A 21,717-nucleotide genomic window follows, 5' to 3' on the forward strand; every position below is an offset into this window, starting at 1 on the left:
GCCCGCCCAGGTGGCGGTCTATTTTTCCCGCATCGCTCGGTGGAAGTTCTGCATGATCGGTTCGGCAAGGTAAGAAAGCACGGTGCGAGCACCTGTTCGGATCATCGTTTCGCTCGACATGCCGGGCAGCAGCTTACGCCCCTCCAGCTTTGCGAGTTCGCTCTTGTCGATCAGCACGGTCGCGGCGAAATACGGTGCCCCGCTGCGCTCCTCCACCATGCGGTCAGCCGACACGATCTCCACCACGCCTTCGAGCGGCGGCAGGTTGTAACGGGCAAAAGCGGGGAAGCTGACGCGCGCCGGCTGTCCGGGGGCGATCGTCTCGACATCCTCTGGTTTGACCATGGCTTCGACCACGAGTTGTTGTCCGAGCGGCACGATTGTCATCAGCGTGTCGCCGGGTTTCACGACGCCGCCGGCCGTATGGACCTTGAGGTCCATGACGATGCCGTCAACAGGGGCGACGATACTGGTGCGGGTAAGCACGTCCTTGGCCGAGCGTTCCCCCTGTCTAAGATCGAACAGCTCCGCCTCGACCTTGCTCAACTCATCGACGGCATCGTTCAGCCGCACCGTGTCGAGGTTCAGGATTTGCATGTCGATCTCGGCCATGGCGCTCCTGGCACGGGCGATGGAAGCGACATTGGTGGCGCGCTGGCCCTCGATCTCCCGCTGTTGTCGCCTGAGCGACAGCGACCGCTCGCGGGTGGTCAGTCCCTTCTCGAGCAGACCTTCCAGGTCCTTGGTTTCACCCTCGATCGCTACGATCTGCTTGTCCTCGGTGGCGATAAGATCCTCCAGTCCCTTTGTCTCGTCTTCGGTCTGGTGACGGCGCTGGCTGAGAATGTCCCGTTCGTCCGTCAAGTTGTGGCGCTTGGCCGCGAACACGTCACGCTGTGCGGCCACCGCGTCCCTTACCGCGGTGGCGGGATTTGCCAGCAAGGCCGGATCGAAGGCGATCTCGGCCTTGCCGTCGCGCTCTGCCCTGAGACGAGCGGCCAATGCCTCACGCGTTGCTATGCGGTTCTGGACCAGGTCCAACTGCGCCTTTGCCTGCGTGTCGTCGAGCCGGACGAGGATCTTGCCCGCCTTGACGATATCGCCGTTGGCGGCGTTCAACTCCGCGATGATGCCGCCCTCGAGATGCTGGATGAGCTTGCGATCACCGGCGACCTTGATGACGCCCGGTGCCACCGCGGCGCTGTCCAACGGCGCCAGCGCCGCCCAGCCTCCGGCCACGCCGAAGAACAGGAATATGATCGCGTATCCGGTGAGCGTCACTCCTGCGAGACGCAGCGGCACCGGTTGCAGCAGGGAGGGCGGCGGCAGGGGTAACGGCACGACGTTCAATTCCGGGGAACGGCTCATGCTTCTTTGGCCTCTTTGATTTCCTTGACCACCTCGAGGGTTGGCAACTGTGCCGTCTTTGGCATATGGGTCACCTTGCTGGCGCGATTGGCGAGTTCGTTGAAGACGGCGTCGCGCGGCCCGAAGAGGTCTTGCTGGCCCCGGTTGAGCAGCAATATCTTGTCGACTTTCTCCATAATGTTCGGCCGGTGGGCGATCAGGATAATGGTCGTGCCCGCCGCCTTGACCGTGCCGAGGGCTGCGATCAATGCTTCCTCCCCCTCGCGGTCGAGATTGGAATTGGGTTCGTCCAGGATAAGGAGTGCCGGGTCGCCGTAGAGTGCCCGCGCCAACCCGATGCGCTGGCGCTGCCCGCCTGACAGTGCCGCGCCAGATTCGCCGATTTCAGTGCTGTAACCCTTCGGCAGCCCCTTGATCAGCTCGTGAACTCCCGCCAACTGCGCGGCCTCGACCACCTTGTTGAAGACAGCTGGGCTGAGCGTCGTGAAGCGGCAGATGTTTTCGGAGACGGTGCCGGCGAAGAGCTCGATGTCCTGCGGCAAGTAACCGACATATTTTCCGCGGTCCTCCGATGCCCATTCGGCGACGCTCATGCCGTCCAGCAAAGCGCGACCGCCGGACGGGCGCCAAGTGCCGGCCAGTATTCGCGCCAGGCTCGTCTTGCCGGCCCCGCTCGGACCGATCAAAGCCATCGCTTCACCCGGTTTGAGCTGAAAGCTGATTCCCTTCAAGATGTGCTCACCGCCCTGACGGGCGAGGACGATGTTCTCGGCCTCAAACTTGCCTTTTGGTCGCGGCAATGGCAGGGCCGTTGTGATCTCCGGGTGCTGACCGGCGACATTGACAAGCCGCTTGTAAGCCGCGCGGGCCCCCACCGTCGCCTTCCACGTGGCGATCGCCTGTTCGACCGGGGCCAACGCGCGGCCCATCAGGATTGAGGCGGAGATCATGATACCGCCCGAAGCCTCATTCTTCACGACTAGATAGGCGCCGAGTCCCAGGATGGCCATCTGGAGACCCTGTCGGAAACTCTTCGCGATGGCCGAGATTGTGCCGCCGCGGTGGGCGACGAGAATCTGTCCTTTGTTTGCCTCGTCCTGCTGCGCCTTCCAGCCCTCCAACAGCGGCTTCAACATGCCCATCGCCTGGACGACCTCGGCGTTGCGGATTGCCGCCTCGGCCTGCGTGTACGCCCGCGCCTGGGCGCCCGCGGCCTCCGCGGTCGGCTTCCGTGTGATATATTCATTCAACAGGGCTAGGGCGAATAACACGATGCCGCCGCAGAGTGCCAACCAGCCGAGCCACGGGTGCATGAGGAAGATGGCGGCGAAGAAGATCGGTGCCCACGGTGCGTCGATAATCGGGAAGATGCTCGGGCTTGTGAAGAAGTTCCGCACCTGGTCGAGGTCGCGCAGCGGGCGGGACGTGGCCTGGCCTGGTGTTGCGGCGGCGTATTCCACCGTCGCGGTCAGGAGAACCGGTGCCAGTCGCACGTTCATCCATGCGCCGACCTTGGCCAGCAAGCGGCCACGCACGATGTCCAAGGCTGACATTGTCGCGAGAGCTGCCGCCGCTACCAACGATAGCGCTACTAGCGTCTCCAAGCTGTGGCTGCCCAACACGCGGTGATAGACTTGGAGCATGTAGAGTGCCCCTGTCAGCATCAGTATGTTGATCCCGGCGCTGAACCAGATAAGCGGCCGGATGGCGCGTCTGGCCTCTTTCATCACCGTCTGCAGGGCAGGGAGCTGTTGCCTGGTTTTCATCATTGTGTCTCGCGGGATGACATCTCGTGCAAGGGATTGCAGTGGGGGCAGCCATGGCTGCCCCCGTTAGTCAAGTGTCAGACGACGTCGACAAGTATGTGCTGTATCGCCGTCTGGTCCGCGTCCGCGTCCGCCACCTGGAAGGCGAAGTCGAGGTTGGCATCCGGCGTCGTGGTCACGGTCGAGGTGAAGCCGATGTCCGTGATCTTCAGCACATCGTTGTCGCTGCCGTCGAAGGATACCAGGGTGGTGGTCGAACTGGCGCCACCGTTAGAGCCAGTGGTATTCAGGTTGATCGCATTGCCGGTGATCCCGTTGCCCGACTGCATGATCTGGACACCCTGCAGCGCGTAGTGCTCGCTGGCAGCGTTGTAGTCGTTCTGCTCGATGACCACGAGGCCGTCATTGTTGTCGAGTGTGAACTCGCTGTTGTACGGGGCCGGTACCTGACCTATCCTGAAGATGTCAGTGTTCTCTACGTACATAGCCCGCGTGATCGCCGGGCCGTCGTCCGCTGTGCCGGCGATGTTGTCGGCACCCTTGTCGAGCAGGTCGAGGATCAGCATCAGGTCCTCGCTGTTGCCGATGCCGTCGAACTTGATGGCCATTGCGCTGGCGGTCGCCGTCGGGGCAGTAGCCTCGTTCTGGATACCGACGTCGCTGTTGAAGAACCGCAAAGTGAGCAGTTCGCCCTTCTGGATCGTGTCACCAGCGACGCCGTTGGTGCTCTGCGTCGCGGATACCCACGTTTCATTGGCGTTGCTGATCATGTCGTGGGTGCCGGTCGGCGTGTTGAACGAGGTGTCGGTGGATGACCCCTCGCCATTGCTCGTCAAGCCGAACGGGTTGGCTTTGTTGACCAAGTTGCCCGTGAACTGCACGTAGAAGTTTTCGTTAACGTTCAGCGTGTTCGGGTCATCGGCCTGCAATTTTTCCAGCACGATCGGCGGGTGTCCGGTATTGCTCGTGGGCACCTTGGACAAGAACTGACTTGTGTGGATGATGTCGAAGCTGAAGCCCTCGAGTGGGTCGGTCAGGTTGATAGTGTAGGTGTGGGCGACCTTGTCGAAGACGAGGGTGCCGCCGGCCGTGCCCGTCTGGGGGCCAGCCGCTGGGTCCTTGTCGTAGGTGAAAGTGAAGTTGAACGTCGCGGAGGTGAGTGTCTCCGACGCAAGCGTCACGTCCGAGGTGAGGAGAGCCGTCGGTGCCGGGTTCACGCCGCTGACCGTGCCCGTCAACGTGATTGGGCTGAAGTCGGAACCGCCGCCCGTGTAGAACGCGGTCGGGTGAGCATCCGCGCCGATGTTGTAGCCAAAGGTACCGGAAGCCGTTGCACCGGCCGTGTTAGCCAGGGTTTCGTTCTGGATACCCGCGGTGTCGGGGTCACCGTCGAATGGGTGCGTGATCGTCGGGCCGTCGTCCCTGATCTGCACCTTGTCGCCGATGGCGATGCTGGTGTCGCTGGTGTCGCCGTCACCATCGACAGTGTGGAGCTTGGCAAGCAGTGCGCTGTCGAGCATCGTCGTCACGTCGTCGGGATTGGTGCCGTCCGGATGCGCGATGGCGATGTATTGCGCAATGCTGAGGATGCCGCTCGCGTTGATCGAGATGGCAATGGCGATGGGGTCGCCCGTCGTGTTGCCGTCGTTGCCGACGTCAACCCGGCCGACGACGAGGCCACCACCCTCGACATTGAGCAGGATGTTGTGGTGGTCGAGAGAATCGAAACCGGAGTCGGCATTGGCGCCGCTGACGCCGAGCGACAGCGTCTGGGTGCCCGGTCCGTCGGTGCCGAAGGTGGAGTTCGGCGTGACCACGGCGGAAGCGCTGGCCGCCCAGCCGATGGCCGTGCCAAGTGCCGCGAAGGCAGCGGGCAAGGAGATGAGCGTCTGGTCGTTCGAACTGGCATCGACGCCAGCCGTCTCGTCATGCAGCACCTTGGCCGTGTTCTCCGTCAGGCCGGCCGTCGGGCCGTCGTCCCTGATCTGCACCTTGTCGCCAATCGCGATGCTGGTGCTGTTGCTGTCGCCGTCGCCGTCGGTCACGGTGACCTTCGCCAGCAGTGCGCTGTCGAGCATCGTCGTCACGTCGTCGGGATTGGTGCCGTCCGGATGCGCGATGGCGATGTATTGCGCAATGCTGAGGATGCCGCTCGCGTTGATCGAGATGGCAATGGCGATGGGGTCGCCCGTCGTGTTGCCGTCGTTGCCGACGTCAACCCGGCCGACGACGAGGCCACCACCCTCGACATTGAGCAGGATGTTGTGGTGGTCGAGTGAATCGAAACCGGAATCGGCATTGGCGCCGCTAACCCCGAGCGACAGCGTCTGGGTGCCCGGTCCGTCGATGCCGAAGGTGGAGTTCGGCGTGACCACGGCGGAAGCGCTGGCCGCCCAGCCGATGGCCGTGCCAAGTGCCGCGAAGGCAGCGGGCAAGGAGATGAGCGTCTGGTCGTTCGAACTGGCATCGACGCCGGAGGTCTCGTCATGCAGTACCCCAGCCCCATTCTCTGTCAGGCCGGCCGTCGGGCCGTCGTCCCTGATCTGCACCTTGTCGCCAATCGCGATGCTGGTGCTGTTGCTGTCGCCGTCGCCGTCGGTCACGGTGACCTTCGCCAGCAAGGCGCTGTCGAGCATCGTTGTCACGTCGTCGGGATTGTTGCCGTCCGGATGCGCGATGGCGATGTATTGCGCAATGCTGAGGATGCCGCTCGCGTTGATCGAGATGGCAATGGCGATGGGGTCGCCCGTCGTGTTGCCGTCGTTGCCGACGTCAACCCGGCCGACGACGAGGCCACCACCCTCGACATTGAGCAGGATGTTGTGGTGGTCGAGAGAATCGAAACCGGAGTCGGCATTGGCGCCGCTGACGCCGAGCGACAGCGTCTGGGTGCCCGGTCCGTCGGTGCCGAAGGTGGAGTTCGGCGTGACCACGGCGGAAGCGCTGGCCGCCCAGCCGATGGCCGTGCCAAGTGCCGCGAAGGCAGCGGGCAAGGAGATGAGCGTCTGGTCGTTCGAACTGGCATCGACGCCAGCCGTCTCGTCATGCAGCACCTTGGCCGTGTTCTCCGTCAGGCCGGCCGTCGGGCCGTCGTCGTTGGTGTGCAGCTTGTCGCCGACGGATTGGGTGACGGTCACGCCTTGCGACAGGTCGACACGGCCGACGTCGAATTTTCCGACCACCGCCGTCGCCTGGAAGCGGTTGAAGGTCTCCACGGCCTGTGTGCCGCTGTTGTCGGTGAACCACTGCACCGTATAGGCGTCGTTGAGATGCTGTGCGGTTATGGTTCCGTCCCCGTTGAAGGTGACAAAACCGTTTGTCGCGGTCGTATCGGTGACTACCACCCCATTGCCATCCCTGATGATGACGCGAACGATGGCGACCGACGAGTCATCGGCAAGCGCGCTTTGTCCGGCGTCGTTGCCCAGATTGGCGCCGCTGTTGAGATTATTGTCGATATAGCTGCGGCCGGCTTCAGGATTGGTAGAGGCGCCGCCGGCGCTGAACGCGCCGATCTTCACGGTGAAATTGGTGCCCGGACTGCCCTCGGTCTGGGAGATGAAGAGCTTGGCGTCGGTGACGTCGATGAAGTCAGTATAGCTCATATTGTCGATGTCGCCGTATGTGCCCGGTGCCTGGCCCTTGACGAAGCTGAACACCGCGGTCTCACCCGGGTCGAACATCTGGTTGTTGACGCCGATAGTGGCGCCGATGCCGCCTTGGCTGGTCTTGATGTTGTCGCCTGAGTTGTCGAGCGTTCCGTCGGCCTGAATGACCGGATGTATGCCGCTCACCACCAGACCCGCGCCGGATGTGCCTACGGCCACGAACAGATTGTTGCCCGAGGCGAGATTGTCGAAATTGAAGGATGTGGAGCCCGTCGCCGAGACGTTGAGAAGGTTGGTCCAGTCGATCGTATCGTCAGGGTTGGTGCTGTCCGGGTGCGCAATGGCCTGGAAGGTCACCATCTCGACGCTGGCGGTGAGATTGTCGCCTGCCGCGTTCAGATAGAAGGCGGCGACGACATCGCCGACGCCTTCGGCGGCGCTGGTGGTGGCCAGCACGATCGTTCCGTTTGCATAGGAATGCAGAAAGATAGGTTGGCTGCCATCGACCGTCAGCAGCGGGCTGCTGTTGAAGATGACCTGGTCGCCGTCGAGCGGGGCGCCGCTGCCGTCGGAGAAGAACAGCTTGCTGATCGTCGCGCCGTCCGGATTGACGGTGACAAGACCGGCGCCGCTGACCGCAGCCTCGACGTTATCGGCAAAAGCGAGCTGGCCTGCCGACAGTTGCAGGTCGCCGCTTAGCCCATTGAGGAAATCCTTGAACGCCGTCGAAAGTCCGGTGAGGTCGTTGCTGATGGCCGTATCGTCTGGCTGGATTCCGGAAGTCTGGTCGAGGGTCAGCGTGCCATTGATGTTGATGGTGGTGGTCATGATCGTTATCCCCTTTGTAAGGTTGCTTCTAACGATCCGCACATCCAGTAACGCCGAAATGTACCTGCCCCAGGTCTACCCCACGCGCATTGAATTTGCGGTTTTCAATTGACCATTGTGTCGCCGACGCAGAGGGCGCGTCCATTCGCGGTTCGATAGTATTTCGATTAATGTCCGCACCTGATCGAACGATATATATCCTTCGATAGATCAGGGCGGCGCGGGCGGTCGCGCCGGCATCACTGCCAGTGCCATCAGCCGGCTTTCCGGTGCCAGCATCAATGTCGATGTCAGTTGAAAACGATGATCAGAGCAGGCCGGTGAGGCCCGTTCCCGGGCGCTCTGCACCTTTGCCATGTGCCATCCAGGCCAGTTCCGCCCGGCCGCCAAGGTGCAGCTTCTCATAGACGTGATGCAGGTGCATTTTCACCGTGCCTTCGGATAAATTCAGCTGCTGCGCGATGGTCTTGTTGCGCAACCCGCGCGAGACGAGATCGGCGATTTCGGTCTCCCGCCCGGTCAGCCTTGATATCGGCTGGTGCTGCGGTCCGGGCATCAGCAGTTGCCGGACGATCTTGTTGTCGATCCACTTCTTGCCAGCCGCCACCGCATTCACGCATTCGACGAGGTAGCGATGGCTGATGCCCTCCAGAAGCAGGCCGTCGCTGTCGAGCGCCTGTATTTCCGTGATGTCCAACCTGCCTTTTGGCTGCACGATGAAGATGACGCGGAGAGCGCTGCTGCAGGCCTTCAGCCGGGATGAAAGGCCGGCCATCTGCGGGTCCGAGATATCGAGACCGACGATCGCAATATCAGGCTGCTGGCGCTCCACATGAAGGAGAACGTCAACGACGCGGTTGCACTGGGCTACAACTTCGTGGCCAGCCTCCCGCAACACCCACCCCAGACCAGCGAGATACACCCCCCGCGGGTCCGCCAGAACTAAAGTCGACATGCGAACACCGTCCGTAAAAACGCAACAAACATGCTTAAAAAACCCCTAAATCAAGCAAACCAGACCCTCGGCTTATTGTCAAGGAACTACTAATATATCTAAGGCTATAATAATCGATTCAATGCTGCCAGGCGGACGACGGGGGATCCGGCACCACGGCAGGGGACAGGTGGTGATCAGCGAATCCGCAAAGGGCGAGCGGGAGTTGATCGAGCCGGTGCTGGTCATGACAGCACCGATTTTGCGGTGCCACAACTTGTGCGACCGGGTGAAACCACCCGAACTCCTCTGGGAAAGACATCACTGGTGTTGTGGTGCGGCTCTCGGTTGGTCGCCAACGGCAAACACAGCGCTCGCTTCGCTGACGATGGAGACGTGATCCTTGGCAGCCTTGCCAGCGGCATTGCCGTCGCCACGCATGATTGCGGTGACGATGGCATCATGCTCCTGCCAGGATTTGGCGAGCCGCCCCGCCAGCATGAATTGCGCGCGGCGGAACGGCGCCAGCCGGCTTCGCGTCATCACCGTCATTTCGTAGATATGGGCGTTGTGGGCGCCGCGATAGAGCCGGGTGTGGAACTCGGTGTTGAAATACTCGTAGTCCTCTTCAGCACCGAGTTGCACCAGCCGCGCCGAAGCCTGATGCTCGATCTCGAGCGAGCGGCGCTCGGCGGTGGTCATGCGCTCGGCCGAGAAGCGGGCGCAGATCGCCTCCAGTTCGGCCATGCTTTCGAACATCGAGGCGAGATGCTCCTGCGTCACCACCGCGACGATGGCACCGCGGTTTGGCCGCCTTTCGACAAGACCCATGGCGCTCAGCTGGCCCAGCGCCTCCCTGACCGGGGTGCGCGAGACGTCGAAACGGGCGGCGAGCGAGGTCTCGTCGAGTTTTTCGCCCGGGCGCAGGTAGCCGGTGACGATGCGGTCGCCGATCGCCCTCACCATCTGATCGACGGTCGTGCCCGACCTGATCAAGCTGCGCTTTCCCGACAAATCTCCTCCGTCCCGTCTTCTTGTGTAGCCAGTCGGCGTGTCGGCCTGCTCGATTCGATATAGCTCTCTATGCCTTATATTTAATCTGCCTGTCAAACTGTCCGTTTTGGAGGCAAAAAGTGCATGCAATTGCCTGCTGCATGAGCAAGTGCTTTTGGAACTATTATTGATTTCATTGTATAATTAGCGGTGGCAAGACTGGCACGTTGATTGCATGCACTTTGATTGAGAAGGCATCAAACCGACCCGGAAGGGTCCAACAGGGGAGCATTCACATGACCGACAGATTCGTGCTTAGCCGCCGCCAGTTGCTGAAGACCTCCGCCGCGGGTGCCTTGGGCCTTGCCTCGGGATCATTTCCCCTCTCGAGGGCCTTCGCCGCCGCTGCCACCGTCGGCTTCATCTATGTCGGCCCGAAGGACGACTATGGTTACAACCAGGCGCATGCCGAGGGCGCCGCGGCGCTGAAGGGGGTCGAGGGCATCACCGTCGTCGAGGAGGAGAATGTGCCAGAGACGGTCGACGTCCAGAAGACGATGGAATCCATGATCAATCTCGACGGCGCCTCGCTGATCTTCCCGACCTCCTTCGGCTATTTCGACCCCCACATGCTGGCCATGTGCGCAAAGTTCCCCGAGGTCCAGTTCCGCCATTGCGGCGGCATGTGGAGCAAAGACAAGCATCCGATGAACGCCGGCTCCTATTTCGGCTATATCGGCATGGGCCAGTATCTCAACGGCGTCGTCGCCGGCCACACCTCGAAGTCGAAGAAGCTCGGTTTCGTCGCCGCCAAGCCGATCCCGCAGGTGCTGCTCAACATCAACTCCTTCCTGCTTGGCGCGCGCTCGGTCGATCCGACCATCACCTGCCAGGTGATCTTCACCGGCGAATGGTCGCTGGCGGTCAAGGAGGCGGAAGCCACCAACGCGCTGGTCGACCAGGGCGTCGACGTCGTCACCTGCCATGTCGACAGCCCCAAGGTCGTGGTCGAGACGGCCGCCGGTCGCGGCGCCTTCGTTTGCGGCTACCACGCCAACCAGAGCCCGCTGGCGCCCGAGAAATACCTGACTGGCGCCGAATGGAACTGGGCCAAGGTCTACAAGATGTTCGTCGACGACCTCGCCGCCGGCAAGCCGCTGCCCAATTTCACCCGCGGCGGCCTGGCCGACGGCTTCGTCAAGATGAGCCCGCTTGGTCCCGCTGTCGGCGAAGCAGGTCGCAAGCAGTTTGACGCCACGCTGGCCGAAATGATGAAGGGCGGTTTTTCCGTCATCAAGGGCCCGCTGAAGAGCAACAAGGGCGCCGTCGTCGCGACCGAAGGCCAAGCCTTCGCCGAGAACGCCATCGAGCTCGAAAGCATGGACTATCTCGTCGAGGGCGTCGTCGGCTCGACCGCCTGAACCGGACGGAGGCGGCAACATGACAGACACGGTGGCAGGCGCCGGCGCGCCGGCGAGTCTCAGTGCCAGGTTCTATCCGGTGGCGCTCGAATGGATTGCACGGCGGGCGGAAGCTTTCATCATCCCGCTCGCGGCGCTGATCGCCGGCATGGTGCTGTTCAGCCTGTTCATCCTGGCGGTCGGCAAGTCGCCGGTCCTGCTCTATGAAACCATGTGGCGCGGTGGCTTCGGCTCCTGGTTCTCGGTGCAGAATTCGTTATCGCGGGCCGCACCCCTGCTGCTGGCGGCGCTGTGCGTGGCGTTGCCGGCCCGGCTTGGTCTCGTCGTCATCGGTGGCGAGGGTGCGATCGTCCTCGGCGGCGTCGCAGCCGCTGCAACCGGCGTGGCGCTCAGCGGCGCGCCTCCCTTCATCGTCATTCTCGTCATGGGCGTGGCGGGCATGGCCGCCGGCGGCATCTGGATAGGTGCCGTCGGCGCGCTCCGCCATTACCGCGCCGTCAACGAGACCATTTCCAGCCTGCTGATGGCCTATATCGCCATTGCCCTGATGAACCAGTTGGTCGAAGGGCCGCTGCGCGACCCGGCCTCGCTCAACAAGCCTTCGACCCAACCGCTGGCCGACATCTACCGTATCGGCAACATGCCGGGCATGGAGGTGCATTGGGGGCTTGCCGTCGGCGTCGTTGCCTGCGTGCTGTCCTGGGTGCTGATAGAAAAGACCCGTTGGGGTTTTGCCGCCCGCATCGCCGGCGGCAATGTCAGGGCTGCCCAGGTGCAGGGGTTGGCCGTCGGTTCGCTGATCGTGGGCTTTACCGGGCTTGCCGGCGCGTTTGCCGGGCTTGCCGGCATGCTGGAGGTCGCCGCGGTGCAGGGCAGCGCCAATGCCTCGCTCGCCGCCGGCTATGGCTATACTGGCATCCTCGTCGCCTTCCTCGCCCGCCACAATCCGCTGGCCATCATCCCGGTCGCCTTCCTGCTTGGCGGCATCGACGCTTCAGGCGGGCTGATCCAGCGCCGCATGGACCTGCCCGACGCCACCGTGCTGGTGCTGCAGGGCATGCTTTTCATCGTCATCCTGTTCAGCGAGACCCTCTACGGCCGCTTCAAGACCTTCAATCCCGATCTGTGGCAGAGGAGCAGCTGATGGACGCCACCGGGATCGGCCTCTGGGGCGTACCGCTCGCCATCCTCGGCGGCGCCATCCGCGTCTCCACGCCCTTCATCTTCGTCTCGCTCGGCGAAGCCATCACCGAGCGCTCCGGCCGCATCAACCTTGGCCTGGAAGGCACGCTGGTGTTCGGCGCCATGAGCGCCTATGCGGTCGCGGTGATGACCGGCTCGCCATGGCTTGGCCTCATCGCCGCAGCCTTCGCCGGCCTCTGCTTCGGCCTGTTCCACGGCTGGATCTGCAAATTCCCCCGGGTTAACGACATCGCCATCGGCATTGCCCTGATGCTGTTCGGTTCGGGCCTCGCCTTCTTCTTCGGCAAGCCCTTCATCCAGCCTTCGGCGCCCGACCTGCCAGCCATTCCCTTCGGTGCCTGGTCGGACATTCCGCAGGTGCAGGCGGCGCTTGACGTCAACGTGCTGTTCCTGATCGGTGCCGCACTGGCGGTGTTCCTGTGGTGGGCCTTCCGCAACACCCGCGCCGGCCTGATCCTGCGCGTCGTCGGCGACAGTTCCGACGCGGCGCGCGCCATGGGCCTCAACCCGAACACGGTGCGCCTCATCGCCACCGGTGTCGGCGGCGCGCTGGCCGGCATCGGCGGCGCCTATCTGTCGCTCTACTATCCCGGCAGCTGGACCGAGCGCATTTCGTCGGGGCAGGGGCTGATGGCGGTGGCGCTTGTCATCTTCGCGCGCTGGAACCCGCTTGGCTGCTTTGCCGCCGCCCTTCTGTTCGGCGGAGCCGGCGCTCTTGGACCGGCGCTGCAATCGGTCGGCGTCACGCAAGGCTACTACCTCTTCTACGCCGCGCCTTACATCCTCACCCTGATCATCATGATCGCCACCTCGTCGCCGACCCGTTCGCTCGCCGGCGCGCCGGGCGAACTGTCGATCACCAAATAGCTGGAGTTTTGCCCATGAACGCCAGAGCCGGGATCACTCAACGCTATATCGACGCCGACCCCTATCCATGGCCCTACAATGGCGAACTTCGTCCCGACAACACGGCGCTGATCATCATCGACATGCAGACCGATTTCTGCGGGCCGGGCGGCTATGTCGACCATATGGGCTACGACCTGTCGCTGGTCCGCGCCCCGATCGAGCCGATCAAGTCGGTGCTGTCGGCAATGCGCGGCAAGGGCTATACCATCATCCACACACGCGAGGGCCATCGGCCCGACCTCGCCGACCTGCCGGCCAACAAGCGCTGGCGCTCGCGCCGCATCAATGCCGGCATCGGCGATCCCGGTCCCTGCGGGCGCATCCTGGTGCGCGGCGAACCCGGCTGGGACATCATCCCCGACCTTTATCCGGCCGAGGGCGAGCCGATCATCGACAAGCCGGGCAAGGGCTCGTTCTGCGCCACCGACCTCGAGCTGATCCTCAACCAGCGCGGCATCGACAACATCGTGCTCACCGGCATCACCACCGATGTCTGCGTCCACACCACCATGCGCGAGGCCAACGACCGGGGATTCGAATGCGTGATGCTGGAGGATTGCTGCGGGGCGACCGATTACGGCAATCACCTCGCCGCGATCAAGATGATCAAGATGCAGGGTGGCGTCTTCGGCGCGGTGTCGAATGCGGCCGCGCTCGTTGCCCAGCTGCCGTGAGGAAATTGCCATGAGCGGAACCAAGAAGGCGGTCGGCGTCGAGACCATCGGCATGACCATGCGCTTCGGCGCCTTCACGGCACTCGACGACGTCTCGGTCAAGGTGCCGGCTGGCTCCTTCCATGCGCTGCTCGGCGAGAACGGCGCCGGCAAGTCTACGCTGGTCAAATGCATGATGGGTTTTTACCACCCGACATCAGGTGAGATGCTGGTCGATGGCCGCGAGGTGGCGATCGCTAGCCCCAGGGATGCCTCTGCGCTCGGCCTCGGCATGGTCTACCAGCATTTCACGCTGGTGCCGTCGCTGACCGGTGCCGAGAACCTCGTCATCTCGCGCGAAAAGGTGCCCGGCATCATCGACTGGCGCAATGAGCGAGCCGGGCTCGCCAAGTTCATGGAGCGGATGCCGTTCAAGCTGCCGCTCGACGTCAAGGTGGCCGAGCTTGCCGCCGGCGAGAAGCAGAAGCTTGAAATCGTCAAGCAGCTCTATCTCGGCCGTTCCTTCCTGGTGCTGGACGAACCGACATCGGTGCTCACCCCCGGCGAAGCGCAAGAGGTGCTCGGCCTGGTGCGCGCCATGACCAGGGCCGGCGACCTCACAGTGCTGATGATCTCGCACAAATTCCACGAGGTGACGGCGTTCGCCGACGATGTCAGCGTGCTGCGCAAGGGCAGGCTGACCGGCACCGGTCGCGTTGCCGACCTCGACCACAGGCAGATGGCGGCGATGATGATAGGCGACCAGCCGATCGCCGCCCTCGACAGCCGCGCCGACCCGAAGCCGGACGCCGAGATCGTGCTCAAGGTGAAAGCATTGAAGGCACCCGACCGCACGGGGCTGAAGTCGATCCGCATAGAGGATCTCGGCGTTCGCTCCGGCGAGATCGTCGGCATTGCCGGCATTTCCGGCAACGGCCAGAAGGAGTTCCTCGAAGTGCTGGCCGGGCAGCGCCCGCGCGATGCCGGCGAAGTCATGGTGCGCGGCACCGCCTATGCGGCGACGCGTGCCGAGGCGCGTGCGCTCAACGTCCGCCTCATCCCTGAAGAGCCGCTGAAGAATGCCTGCGCGCCGAAGATGACGGTGGCCGAGAACATCTCCTTCCGCACCTTCGACATCGACGGTAACGGTAGACCGGTGAGTTGGATCAGCACCAGTGCCATCAGGACATTCAGCGCCCGCCTGGTGGAGCAGTTCAAGGTCAAGACCGCTTCGCTGTCCTCGCCGATCGCCTCGCTGTCGGGCGGCAATGTGCAGCGTGCCGTGCTGGCGCGCGAGCTGACCGGCGAGGTCGATCTGCTGATTGTCTCCAACCCGTGCTTCGGCCTCGACTTCTCGGCCGTGGCCGAGATCCGCGCCCGCATCATGAAGGCGCGCAATGCGGGTGCGGCCGTGCTGTTGATGTCGGAGGATCTCGATGAGTTGCTCGAACTCTCCGACCGCATTCTCGTCATGTCCGACGGCGCGCTGGTCTACGAGACACCGATTGCCCAGGCGAGCGTACAGACGATCGGTGAGCACATGGCGGGGCATCACTGATGTCGCAAATCGATGCGCAGCCGTTTCCCTTCAACTTCAAGCCCGCAACGACGGCGCTGATCGTCATTGACATGCAGCGCGATTTTGCCGAGCCCGGTGGCTTCGGCGCCAGCCTCGGCAACGACGTCAGCCGGATCACCGCGATCGTGCCGACGGTGAAGAAACTGATCGAAGGCTTTCGCGCCGCCGGCCTGCCGGTGATCCATACCATGGAGTGCCACAGGCCCGACCTTTCCGACCTGCCGCCGGCCAAGCGCGATCGCGGCAATCCGTCGATCCGCATCGGCGATATCGGCCCGATGGGGCGCGTGCTGATCGCCGGCGAGCCGGGCACGGCGATCCTCGACGAACTCAAGCCATTGCCCGGAGAGATCGTCATCGAGAAGCCCGGCAAGGGCGCGTTCTATGCCACAAGCTTCGGTGACGACCTCAAGAGACTCGGCGCCCAGCACCTCGTCTTTGCCGGGGTGACGACCGAGGTCTGCGTGCAGACGACGATGCGCGAAGCCAACGACCGCGGCTATGAGTGCTTGCTCGCCGAGGACGCGACGGAGAGCTACTTTCCCGAGTTCAAGGCGGCGGCGATCGCCATGATCAAGGCGCAGGGCGCCATCGTCGGCTGGACGGCAACCACCGACCAAGTACTCGAGGGAATTGCCAATGCCTAATTTGAGTTTTGCCGGCCTGCTCGACGGCGGCTGGCGCGATCTCGCGTTCGAGCATTTCCGCGACGGCATCAAGGTGCATTGGCTGCTGAAGGGCGGGCCGGTCGAACCGTCGGTCGCGATCCTCAGCTATCAGCCCGGTGCGGGCGTGCCGCGCCACCGCCATGCCGGGCTGGAGACCATCGTCGTGCTGGAAGGCACCCAGAGCGACGAGAACGGCGACTATCCCCCGGGCAGCGTCGTCCTCAATCCGGTTGGGACCGAGCATTCGGTGTGGACGAAGGACGGCTGCGTCGTGCTGATCCAGTGGGACCTGCCGGTGATCATTCTGGGGGAGGGGAAATGAGCGATATCCATTTCGACATAGGCAGCCTGCACGGCGCCTATCAGGCCGGCCTCGGCGTCGCGGAGGTGATCGAAGCTGTCCATGCCCGCCTCGTGGCCGCCGACGATCCCGGCATCTTCATCCATCTGTCCGACAAGGCCGCATTGCTGGCGGCGGCCGAGGCACTCGGCTCGTTCGACCCGGTGGCAAAGCCGCTCTGGGGCATTCCTTTCGCCGTCAAGGACAACATCGACGTCGCCGGCATGCCGACGACGGCGGCCTGCGCCGAATACACCTACTGGCCCGAGAAAGACGCAGCCGTGGTGGCGCGGCTGAAGGCGGCCGGCGCGCTGGTCGTCGGCAAGACCAATCTCGACCAGTTCGCCACCGGCCTCGTCGGCGTGCGCACACCCTGGCCGATTCCGCGCAACGCCATCGATGAGGCGCTGGTTCCGGGCGGCTCTTCCTCCGGCTCGGCGGTGGCGACGGCGCGCGGCATCCTCTCGTTCGCGCTCGGCACCGACACGGCCGGCTCCGGCCGCATCCCGGCCGGCCTCAACAACATCGTCGGGCTAAAGCCGACGGTTGGTGCGCTGTCGGCCGCCGGCGTCGTGCCGGCCTGCCGCACGCTCGACTGCGTCTCGGTGTTCGCGCTGACCGTCGACGATGCCTATAGGGTGTTCTCCGTCGCCGCCGCGCGCGACGCTGCCGATCCTTATTCGCGCGATCTCGCCGTCCAGCCGCTCGCTACGCGGCCGCCGGCGCTGACCGTCGGCGTGCCTGCAAAATCGGACCTCAAATTCTTCGGCGATATGGCCATGCAGGCCGGCTTCGAGACCTCGCTTGCCATGCTGTCGCGGCTCGGCTGCCGGCTGGTGGAAATCCCCTTCGGTGATTTCTACGCCACAGCCAACCTGCTCTATGAAGGCGCCTGGGTGGCCGAGCGCTATGCGGCGATCCGCGATTTCATGGAGGCCAACGAAGCCGCCCTGCATCCGGTGACGCGCAAGATCATCGGCGGCGCCAGGAAACTGTCGGCGGCGGACGCCTTCCGCGGCCTCTACGCCTTGCAGGCCTACAAGGCGAAGCTCGCCCCCGTCATTGCCTCGGTCGACCTGTTCTGCGTGCCGACCGCGCCGACGCACTACACCACTGCTGCCGTGCTCGCCGATCCCGTCGAGACCAACAGCCGCCTTGGCACCTACACCAATTTCGTCAACCTGCTCGACATGTGCGGCATCGCCGTGCCGACCGGCAGGCGCGGCGACGGCCTGCCGATGAGCGTCACCCTGCTGGCGCCGGCCGGCCGCGATGCGCTGACGGCGATGCTCGCCCGCGACCTGCATGCGGCGAGCGGCCTTCCGCTCGGCGGCACGGGCTGGCCGCAGCCCGGCCCGCAACCAACCGCCCAGCCTGCCGACGACGGCATGATCGACCTGGTGGTGGTCGGCGCGCATCTGTCGGGCATGCCGCTCAACGGCCAGCTCAACCAGCTCGGCGCGCATTTCCTGCGTGCGACCAGGACCACCGCCGCCTACAGGCTCTATGCTCTGGCCGGCCAGTCCGTGCCCAAGCCCGGCCTGATCCGTGTTGCCGATGGAGGCATGCGGATCGACGTCGAGGTCTGGCGGCTTGGGCCGGAGGCCTTCGGCCGTTTCGTCGCCGCTATTCCGGCACCGCTCGGCATCGGCACGATTGAGCTCGACGACGGCACCCCTGCCAAGGGTTTTCTGGTCGAAACCGCGGGCTTGGACGGTGCCTCCGATATCTCCGCATTCGGCGGCTGGCGCCGCTTTATCGCACGCGGCAAAGACACGGCCGATCAAAGTGAAAAGCGGCAGAACTGGCCCGCCGGCGTCGCGACCTGATTATCGTGCAGGCTTGCCTTGGCGGGCTTGCCTGTTGGCACGCCGGCGGAGGTCCTCTCGACCAGCAGAACGCTTCCCTATCTCATGAACCCCGGTGATCAGATTGCGCGGGCGTTGAGGGAAGAAAGTTGAGCTTTGGTGGCGGGAGAGCGCTACCGTCTTTCCCCCACTTATCGAACCATCAGTTCCGACTTCGTTGCTGCGGCTGAACGAGATAAGTCGAGCGGCGACAATGCCTTTGGTCGCCGAAGGCGGAGTGTCGTCGCTGACCGGCCGCCGGACTTGTCGAGAACTGGAATTGCGCGCTATCTCGCCCGGTCGGCTTCCATCCCACCACGCAAAAAGTGTGGACCGCCGCGGACGGGTACAGTCGGTCCCGCGTCCCGGCCTGCGAGCCAGCTGCCAACGGCCACATAAGTTTATTCGTTTTTGACCAATACGCGCCGGCAGATTCCTGTAATCTTCGGAAAAACACCGGGACAACCGGGCCAACCAGAAAGGTCGGGGAATGAAATACGTCGTCGATACGATCGGCGGTCCCGCAGGCGGTGATGCCTGGCAAGCCGCTGTTACCGAAGCCTATTTTCCGCTCGATACCGAATATCGGAACCGTCGCGAATTTTCAGGCACGCTGGAAACCTTCTCTCTGGGGCTCGTCAGCGTGTCTAAAATGCGCTGCGATGCCGTAAGCTATCGCCGCCATCGCCGCCACTTCCTCAACGAGCGTGACGCCAGCCTGCTCATCACCATCCCGGAGATGTCGGAGGTGAATTTCTCGCAAGGGTCGAGGACCGTCAATTGCGGTCCGGGCGGCTTCCTCGTTGAGAGGGGAGATGCGCCTTACGAATTCTGGCACGGCAAGCCAAACGCGCTTTGGGTCCTGAAGGTGCCGTCATCGAGCGTTCGGGCGCGGATCGGATCCGCCGAACGGCTCAGTGCACTCAGTTTCGACGCGACCCAAGGCGTCGCCGCGCTCTTCCTCGACACGGTGCGAACCACGATCGGCCATGTCGATGAGATCACTGAAGTCGCTCGTGAGATGATGGGCAGGCACATCCTGGAAATGCTGTGCCTGTCGATCGTGAGCGACGATCGCGTGCTGGACAGCAGCATCTCGTCGATCCGGGCCGGCCATTTGCACCGTGCCGAGCAGTATATTCGCGACAACCTGAAGAATTCCGGCCTCGGCCCGCAGGCGGTGGCTGATGCCTGCGGCATTTCCCTGCGTTACCTGCAGGTCCTTTTTCAGGACAGCAACCAGTCGATCAACGGCTTCATCCGCGACGCCCGGCTTGAACTTTGCGCCGAGGAGCTGATGTCGGTGACGAACATCAGCAGCGTTGCCGAGATCGCTTACCGCTGGGGCTTCGCCGACCAGTCTCAGTTCTGCAAGCACTACCGGACGCGGTTCGGCTGCGCACCGACGGATACCCGTCGCGAAGCAGCGAACCGGGCAGGCCGCGCCTCGACCTCGAGAGAGCGGCACTAGACCCGACGAAATCCGGGCCAATTCCACCATCTATCGAGACGTCGCCCCGGCAAGCGGCGAAAGCCGGGCTTTGCCCGCAAAGACCCTGCGAAGGAATTGTCATGAGCCGAATTAGAGTTGCCGTCGATGTAGGAGGGACCTTCACCGACATCTGCATCATGGACGAAGACAGCGGTGCGATCCGTATCGAAAAGACCGCCTCCACGCCTGACGATCCCATGCAGGCCATTATGAATGGCGTGGAGCAGGGCCGCATCGATCTTTCGGAGGTGACGATGTTCTCTCACGGCACGACGGTCGCCACAAATGCGCTGATCACCCGCCGCCTGCCGCGCACCGCAATGGTCTGCACGGAGGGTTTCCGTGACGTTGTCGAGATCCGCCGCGCCAACAAGGAAGATCTCTGGGACACCTACAAGGATGTCGCCAAGCCCTATATCCCGCGCCGTGACCGGCTGACAGTCCGGGAACGGGTCAGTGCCGAGGGCACGATCCTGGAAGCGCTGGATGAAGAGGCTGCGCGCCGCGTCGCGGACGTTCTCAAGAGACGGCAGGTCAGGTCCATCGCCGTCTGCTTCATGAACTCCTATGTCAACGGCGCCAATGAGCGCCGCATGCGTGAGATCCTGAAGGAGGCCATGCCGGATCTGCCGGTCTCGATCTCCTCGGAGGTGATGCCGGAAATCTTCGAGCACGAGCGTTTCTCCACCACCATGGCGAACGCCGTCTGCGCCCCGGTCGTCGTCGACTATGTGTCGCGTCTTGGAGAAAAGCTTGCCGCAGCCGGATATAGGCGAGATCTCCTGTTGCTGCACAGCGGTGGCGGGGTCATGACACCCGCGAGCGTCAAGGATTTCTCGGCCCGACTCGCGGGATCGGGCATCGCCGCCGGCGCGATCGCAAGCCGCTTCATCGGAAATCTCTGTGGCTTCCCGAACTCTATCGGCTTCGACATGGGCGGCACCAGCACCGACGTCTCGCTCGCATGGAACGGGGAGTCGCGCATCACAAAAGACTGGTACATCGAATTCGGATATCCGATCCGCTTCCCCTCCATCGAGGTGCTGACCATCGGCGCAGGCGGCGGGTCATTGGCATGGCGGGACGAGGGCGGCAGCTTGCGCAACGGACCGCAATCCGCCGGCGCCTTTCCAGGCCCGGCCTGCTACAAGAACGGCAACCGCATCGCCACCAATACCGATGCCAATGTCGTGCTCGGCCGCCTCGGCACCAGCCTCGCGGGCGGTAAGATCACGCTCGACCCTGTCTTGGCCACCCAGGCGGTGCAGGAGACGGTGGCGGCGCCCTTCGGCATGGAACTCCACCAGGCGGCCGAGGCGATCATCGCAGTCGCCAACGCCAATATGGGCAATGCCGTCCGACTTCTCTCGATCAGCCGAGGCTATGACCCGCGCGACTTTGCACTCGTTGCATTCGGCGGTGCAGGCGCTTTGCACGGAGCGGCCGTGGCCAAGGAGCTTTCGATTCCAACCGTGATCGTGCCGCCCAATCCCGGCGTCACCTCCGCGCTCGGTTGCCTTCTCGTCGACGTGCAGCACGATTTCTCCGAGAGCTTCATGGCGGATGCCTCGACGGTTTCACCAGCCGAGATGCAGACGGCCTTTGTTCGGATGGAAGAACAGGCCGTTGAGCGTCTAACCCATGAGGGTGTGGCGCAGGAAGACATGGCGCTGCAGCGTACGGTCGAGATGATGTACCAGGGCCAGTGGCGCTCGCTTGCGGTGTCAGCGCCGGCGCGGATCGAGAGCGTCTGCTCGCTGATCGAGGCATTCCACAACGAGCATGAACGCGAGTTCAACTACCGCCGCGAAGAGGCACCGGTGTCGATCTTCCGCATCGCGGTCAAGGCGATCGGCATCGTCCCGAAAGCCGACATACCGCGGCACGAAGTCTTGCCTCATGTGCCCGAGCCCCTCGGCCGCCGCGGCGTCTGGTTCGACGGCGTATCTCACGATGCAGCCGTGTATGAACGTGACCAACTGAGCGCCGGCGCTGCTTTCACAGGGCCTGCCATTGTCGAACAGTTCGATTCCACCACCGTGGTCCCGCCGGGAATGAGCGCGACCGTCGATGGCTTCCTGAACATCCTCATCGTGACGAAAGGCTGA

15 protein-coding genes are annotated in these 21,717 nt (G+C 63.5%); 10 read left to right on the forward strand and 5 right to left on the reverse strand.

Going from position 1 to position 21,717, the window contains the following annotated elements:
- Positions 1-18 precede the first annotated feature (18 nt).
- The 5 genes from JT360_RS13630 to JT360_RS13650 all read right to left on the reverse strand — a co-directional run bounded on the left by JT360_RS13630 (position 19) and on the right by JT360_RS13650 (position 9,500).
- Positions 19-1,368, reverse strand: a complete 1,350-nt coding sequence (locus JT360_RS13630) for an HlyD family type I secretion periplasmic adaptor subunit (protein ID WP_214472132.1) — start codon at positions 1,366-1,368, stop codon at positions 19-21.
- Entirely contained in the window at positions 1,365-3,134 is a 1,770-nt protein-coding gene (locus tag JT360_RS13635) for a type I secretion system permease/ATPase (RefSeq protein ID WP_214472307.1), read from the reverse strand. The genes JT360_RS13630 and JT360_RS13635 overlap by 4 nt, the downstream gene beginning before the upstream one ends.
- 77 nt (positions 3,135-3,211) lie before the next feature.
- Positions 3,212-7,570 carry a beta strand repeat-containing protein gene (locus JT360_RS13640; protein WP_214472133.1) on the reverse strand — a complete coding sequence of 1,453 codons (4,359 nt, stop codon included), beginning with the start codon at positions 7,568-7,570 and terminating at the stop codon, positions 3,212-3,214.
- A gap of 307 nt (positions 7,571-7,877) precedes the next feature.
- Entirely contained in the window at positions 7,878-8,525 is a 648-nt protein-coding gene (locus JT360_RS13645) for a LuxR C-terminal-related transcriptional regulator (protein WP_214472134.1), read from the reverse strand.
- A 300-nt stretch (positions 8,526-8,825) separates the two neighbouring features.
- Positions 8,826-9,500, reverse strand: coding sequence for a GntR family transcriptional regulator (locus tag JT360_RS13650; RefSeq protein WP_214472135.1), 675 nt, complete (start codon positions 9,498-9,500; stop codon positions 8,826-8,828).
- A gap of 293 nt (positions 9,501-9,793) precedes the next feature.
- On the opposite strand from JT360_RS13650, the gene JT360_RS13655 reads away from it, so the two are divergent.
- The 10 genes from JT360_RS13655 to JT360_RS13700 all read left to right on the forward strand — a co-directional run bounded on the left by JT360_RS13655 (position 9,794) and on the right by JT360_RS13700 (position 21,717).
- On the forward strand, positions 9,794-10,918 hold the full coding sequence (locus tag JT360_RS13655; protein WP_214472136.1) for a BMP family ABC transporter substrate-binding protein: 1,125 nt from the start codon (positions 9,794-9,796) through the stop codon (positions 10,916-10,918).
- 19 nt (positions 10,919-10,937) lie between these two features.
- A complete protein-coding gene (locus JT360_RS13660; RefSeq protein ID WP_214472137.1) occupies positions 10,938-12,062 on the forward strand; it encodes an ABC transporter permease in 1,125 nt (374 codons plus the stop codon).
- On the forward strand, positions 12,062-12,988 hold the full coding sequence (locus JT360_RS13665; RefSeq protein WP_214472138.1) for an ABC transporter permease: 927 nt from the start codon (positions 12,062-12,064) through the stop codon (positions 12,986-12,988). Before JT360_RS13660 ends, JT360_RS13665 begins: the two co-directional genes overlap by 1 nt.
- A gap of 14 nt (positions 12,989-13,002) precedes the next feature.
- A complete protein-coding gene (biuH, locus tag JT360_RS13670; protein WP_214472139.1) occupies positions 13,003-13,704 on the forward strand; it encodes a biuret amidohydrolase in 702 nt (233 codons plus the stop codon).
- Between the two features lie 10 nt (positions 13,705-13,714).
- Entirely contained in the window at positions 13,715-15,241 is a 1,527-nt protein-coding gene (locus tag JT360_RS13675) for an ABC transporter ATP-binding protein (protein WP_214472140.1), read from the forward strand.
- Positions 15,241-15,909, forward strand: coding sequence for a cysteine hydrolase family protein (locus tag JT360_RS13680; protein WP_214472141.1), 669 nt, complete (start codon positions 15,241-15,243; stop codon positions 15,907-15,909). Before JT360_RS13675 ends, JT360_RS13680 begins: the two co-directional genes overlap by 1 nt.
- Entirely contained in the window at positions 15,902-16,252 is a 351-nt protein-coding gene (locus JT360_RS13685; RefSeq protein WP_214472142.1) for a cupin domain-containing protein, read from the forward strand. The genes JT360_RS13680 and JT360_RS13685 overlap by 8 nt, the downstream gene beginning before the upstream one ends.
- Positions 16,249-18,099 (forward strand): allophanate hydrolase, encoded by a 1,851-nt coding sequence (atzF, locus tag JT360_RS13690; protein WP_214472143.1) that lies wholly within the window; start codon positions 16,249-16,251, stop codon positions 18,097-18,099. The genes JT360_RS13685 and atzF overlap by 4 nt, the downstream gene beginning before the upstream one ends.
- A gap of 508 nt (positions 18,100-18,607) precedes the next feature.
- On the forward strand, positions 18,608-19,588 hold the full coding sequence (locus JT360_RS13695; protein WP_214472144.1) for an AraC-like ligand-binding domain-containing protein: 981 nt from the start codon (positions 18,608-18,610) through the stop codon (positions 19,586-19,588).
- 101 nt (positions 19,589-19,689) lie between these two features.
- A complete protein-coding gene (locus JT360_RS13700) occupies positions 19,690-21,717 on the forward strand; it encodes a hydantoinase/oxoprolinase family protein (RefSeq protein WP_214472145.1) in 2,028 nt (675 codons plus the stop codon).

The sequence above is a fragment of the Mesorhizobium sp. dw_380 genome (assembly GCF_018588885.1).
In the GTDB taxonomy this organism is placed as follows: domain Bacteria; phylum Pseudomonadota; class Alphaproteobacteria; order Rhizobiales; family Rhizobiaceae; genus Mesorhizobium.

What these genes read in the sequence shown, in the direction of transcription:
- JT360_RS13655 (WP_214472136.1), top strand. Translation starts at nt 9,794, where the DNA reads ATGACCGACAGATTCGTGCTTAGCCGCCGCCAGTTGCTGAAGACCTCC.
- atzF (WP_214472143.1), top strand. Translation starts at nt 16,249, where the DNA reads ATGAGCGATATCCATTTCGACATAGGCAGCCTGCACGGCGCCTATCAG.
- JT360_RS13660 (WP_214472137.1), top strand. Translation starts at nt 10,938, where the DNA reads ATGACAGACACGGTGGCAGGCGCCGGCGCGCCGGCGAGTCTCAGTGCC.
- JT360_RS13675 (WP_214472140.1), top strand. Translation starts at nt 13,715, where the DNA reads ATGAGCGGAACCAAGAAGGCGGTCGGCGTCGAGACCATCGGCATGACC.
- JT360_RS13635 (WP_214472307.1), bottom strand. Translation starts at nt 3,134, where the DNA reads ATGAAAACCAGGCAACAGCTCCCTGCCCTGCAGACGGTGATGAAAGAG.
- JT360_RS13630 (WP_214472132.1), bottom strand. Translation starts at nt 1,368, where the DNA reads ATGAGCCGTTCCCCGGAATTGAACGTCGTGCCGTTACCCCTGCCGCCG.
- JT360_RS13700 (WP_214472145.1), top strand. Translation starts at nt 19,690, where the DNA reads ATGAGCCGAATTAGAGTTGCCGTCGATGTAGGAGGGACCTTCACCGAC.
- JT360_RS13680 (WP_214472141.1), top strand. Translation starts at nt 15,241, where the DNA reads ATGTCGCAAATCGATGCGCAGCCGTTTCCCTTCAACTTCAAGCCCGCA.
- JT360_RS13645 (WP_214472134.1), bottom strand. Translation starts at nt 8,525, where the DNA reads ATGTCGACTTTAGTTCTGGCGGACCCGCGGGGGGTGTATCTCGCTGGT.
- JT360_RS13640 (WP_214472133.1), bottom strand. Translation starts at nt 7,570, where the DNA reads ATGACCACCACCATCAACATCAATGGCACGCTGACCCTCGACCAGACT.
- JT360_RS13695 (WP_214472144.1), top strand. Translation starts at nt 18,608, where the DNA reads ATGAAATACGTCGTCGATACGATCGGCGGTCCCGCAGGCGGTGATGCC.
- JT360_RS13685 (WP_214472142.1), top strand. Translation starts at nt 15,902, where the DNA reads ATGCCTAATTTGAGTTTTGCCGGCCTGCTCGACGGCGGCTGGCGCGAT.
- JT360_RS13665 (WP_214472138.1), top strand. Translation starts at nt 12,062, where the DNA reads ATGGACGCCACCGGGATCGGCCTCTGGGGCGTACCGCTCGCCATCCTC.
- biuH (WP_214472139.1), top strand. Translation starts at nt 13,003, where the DNA reads ATGAACGCCAGAGCCGGGATCACTCAACGCTATATCGACGCCGACCCC.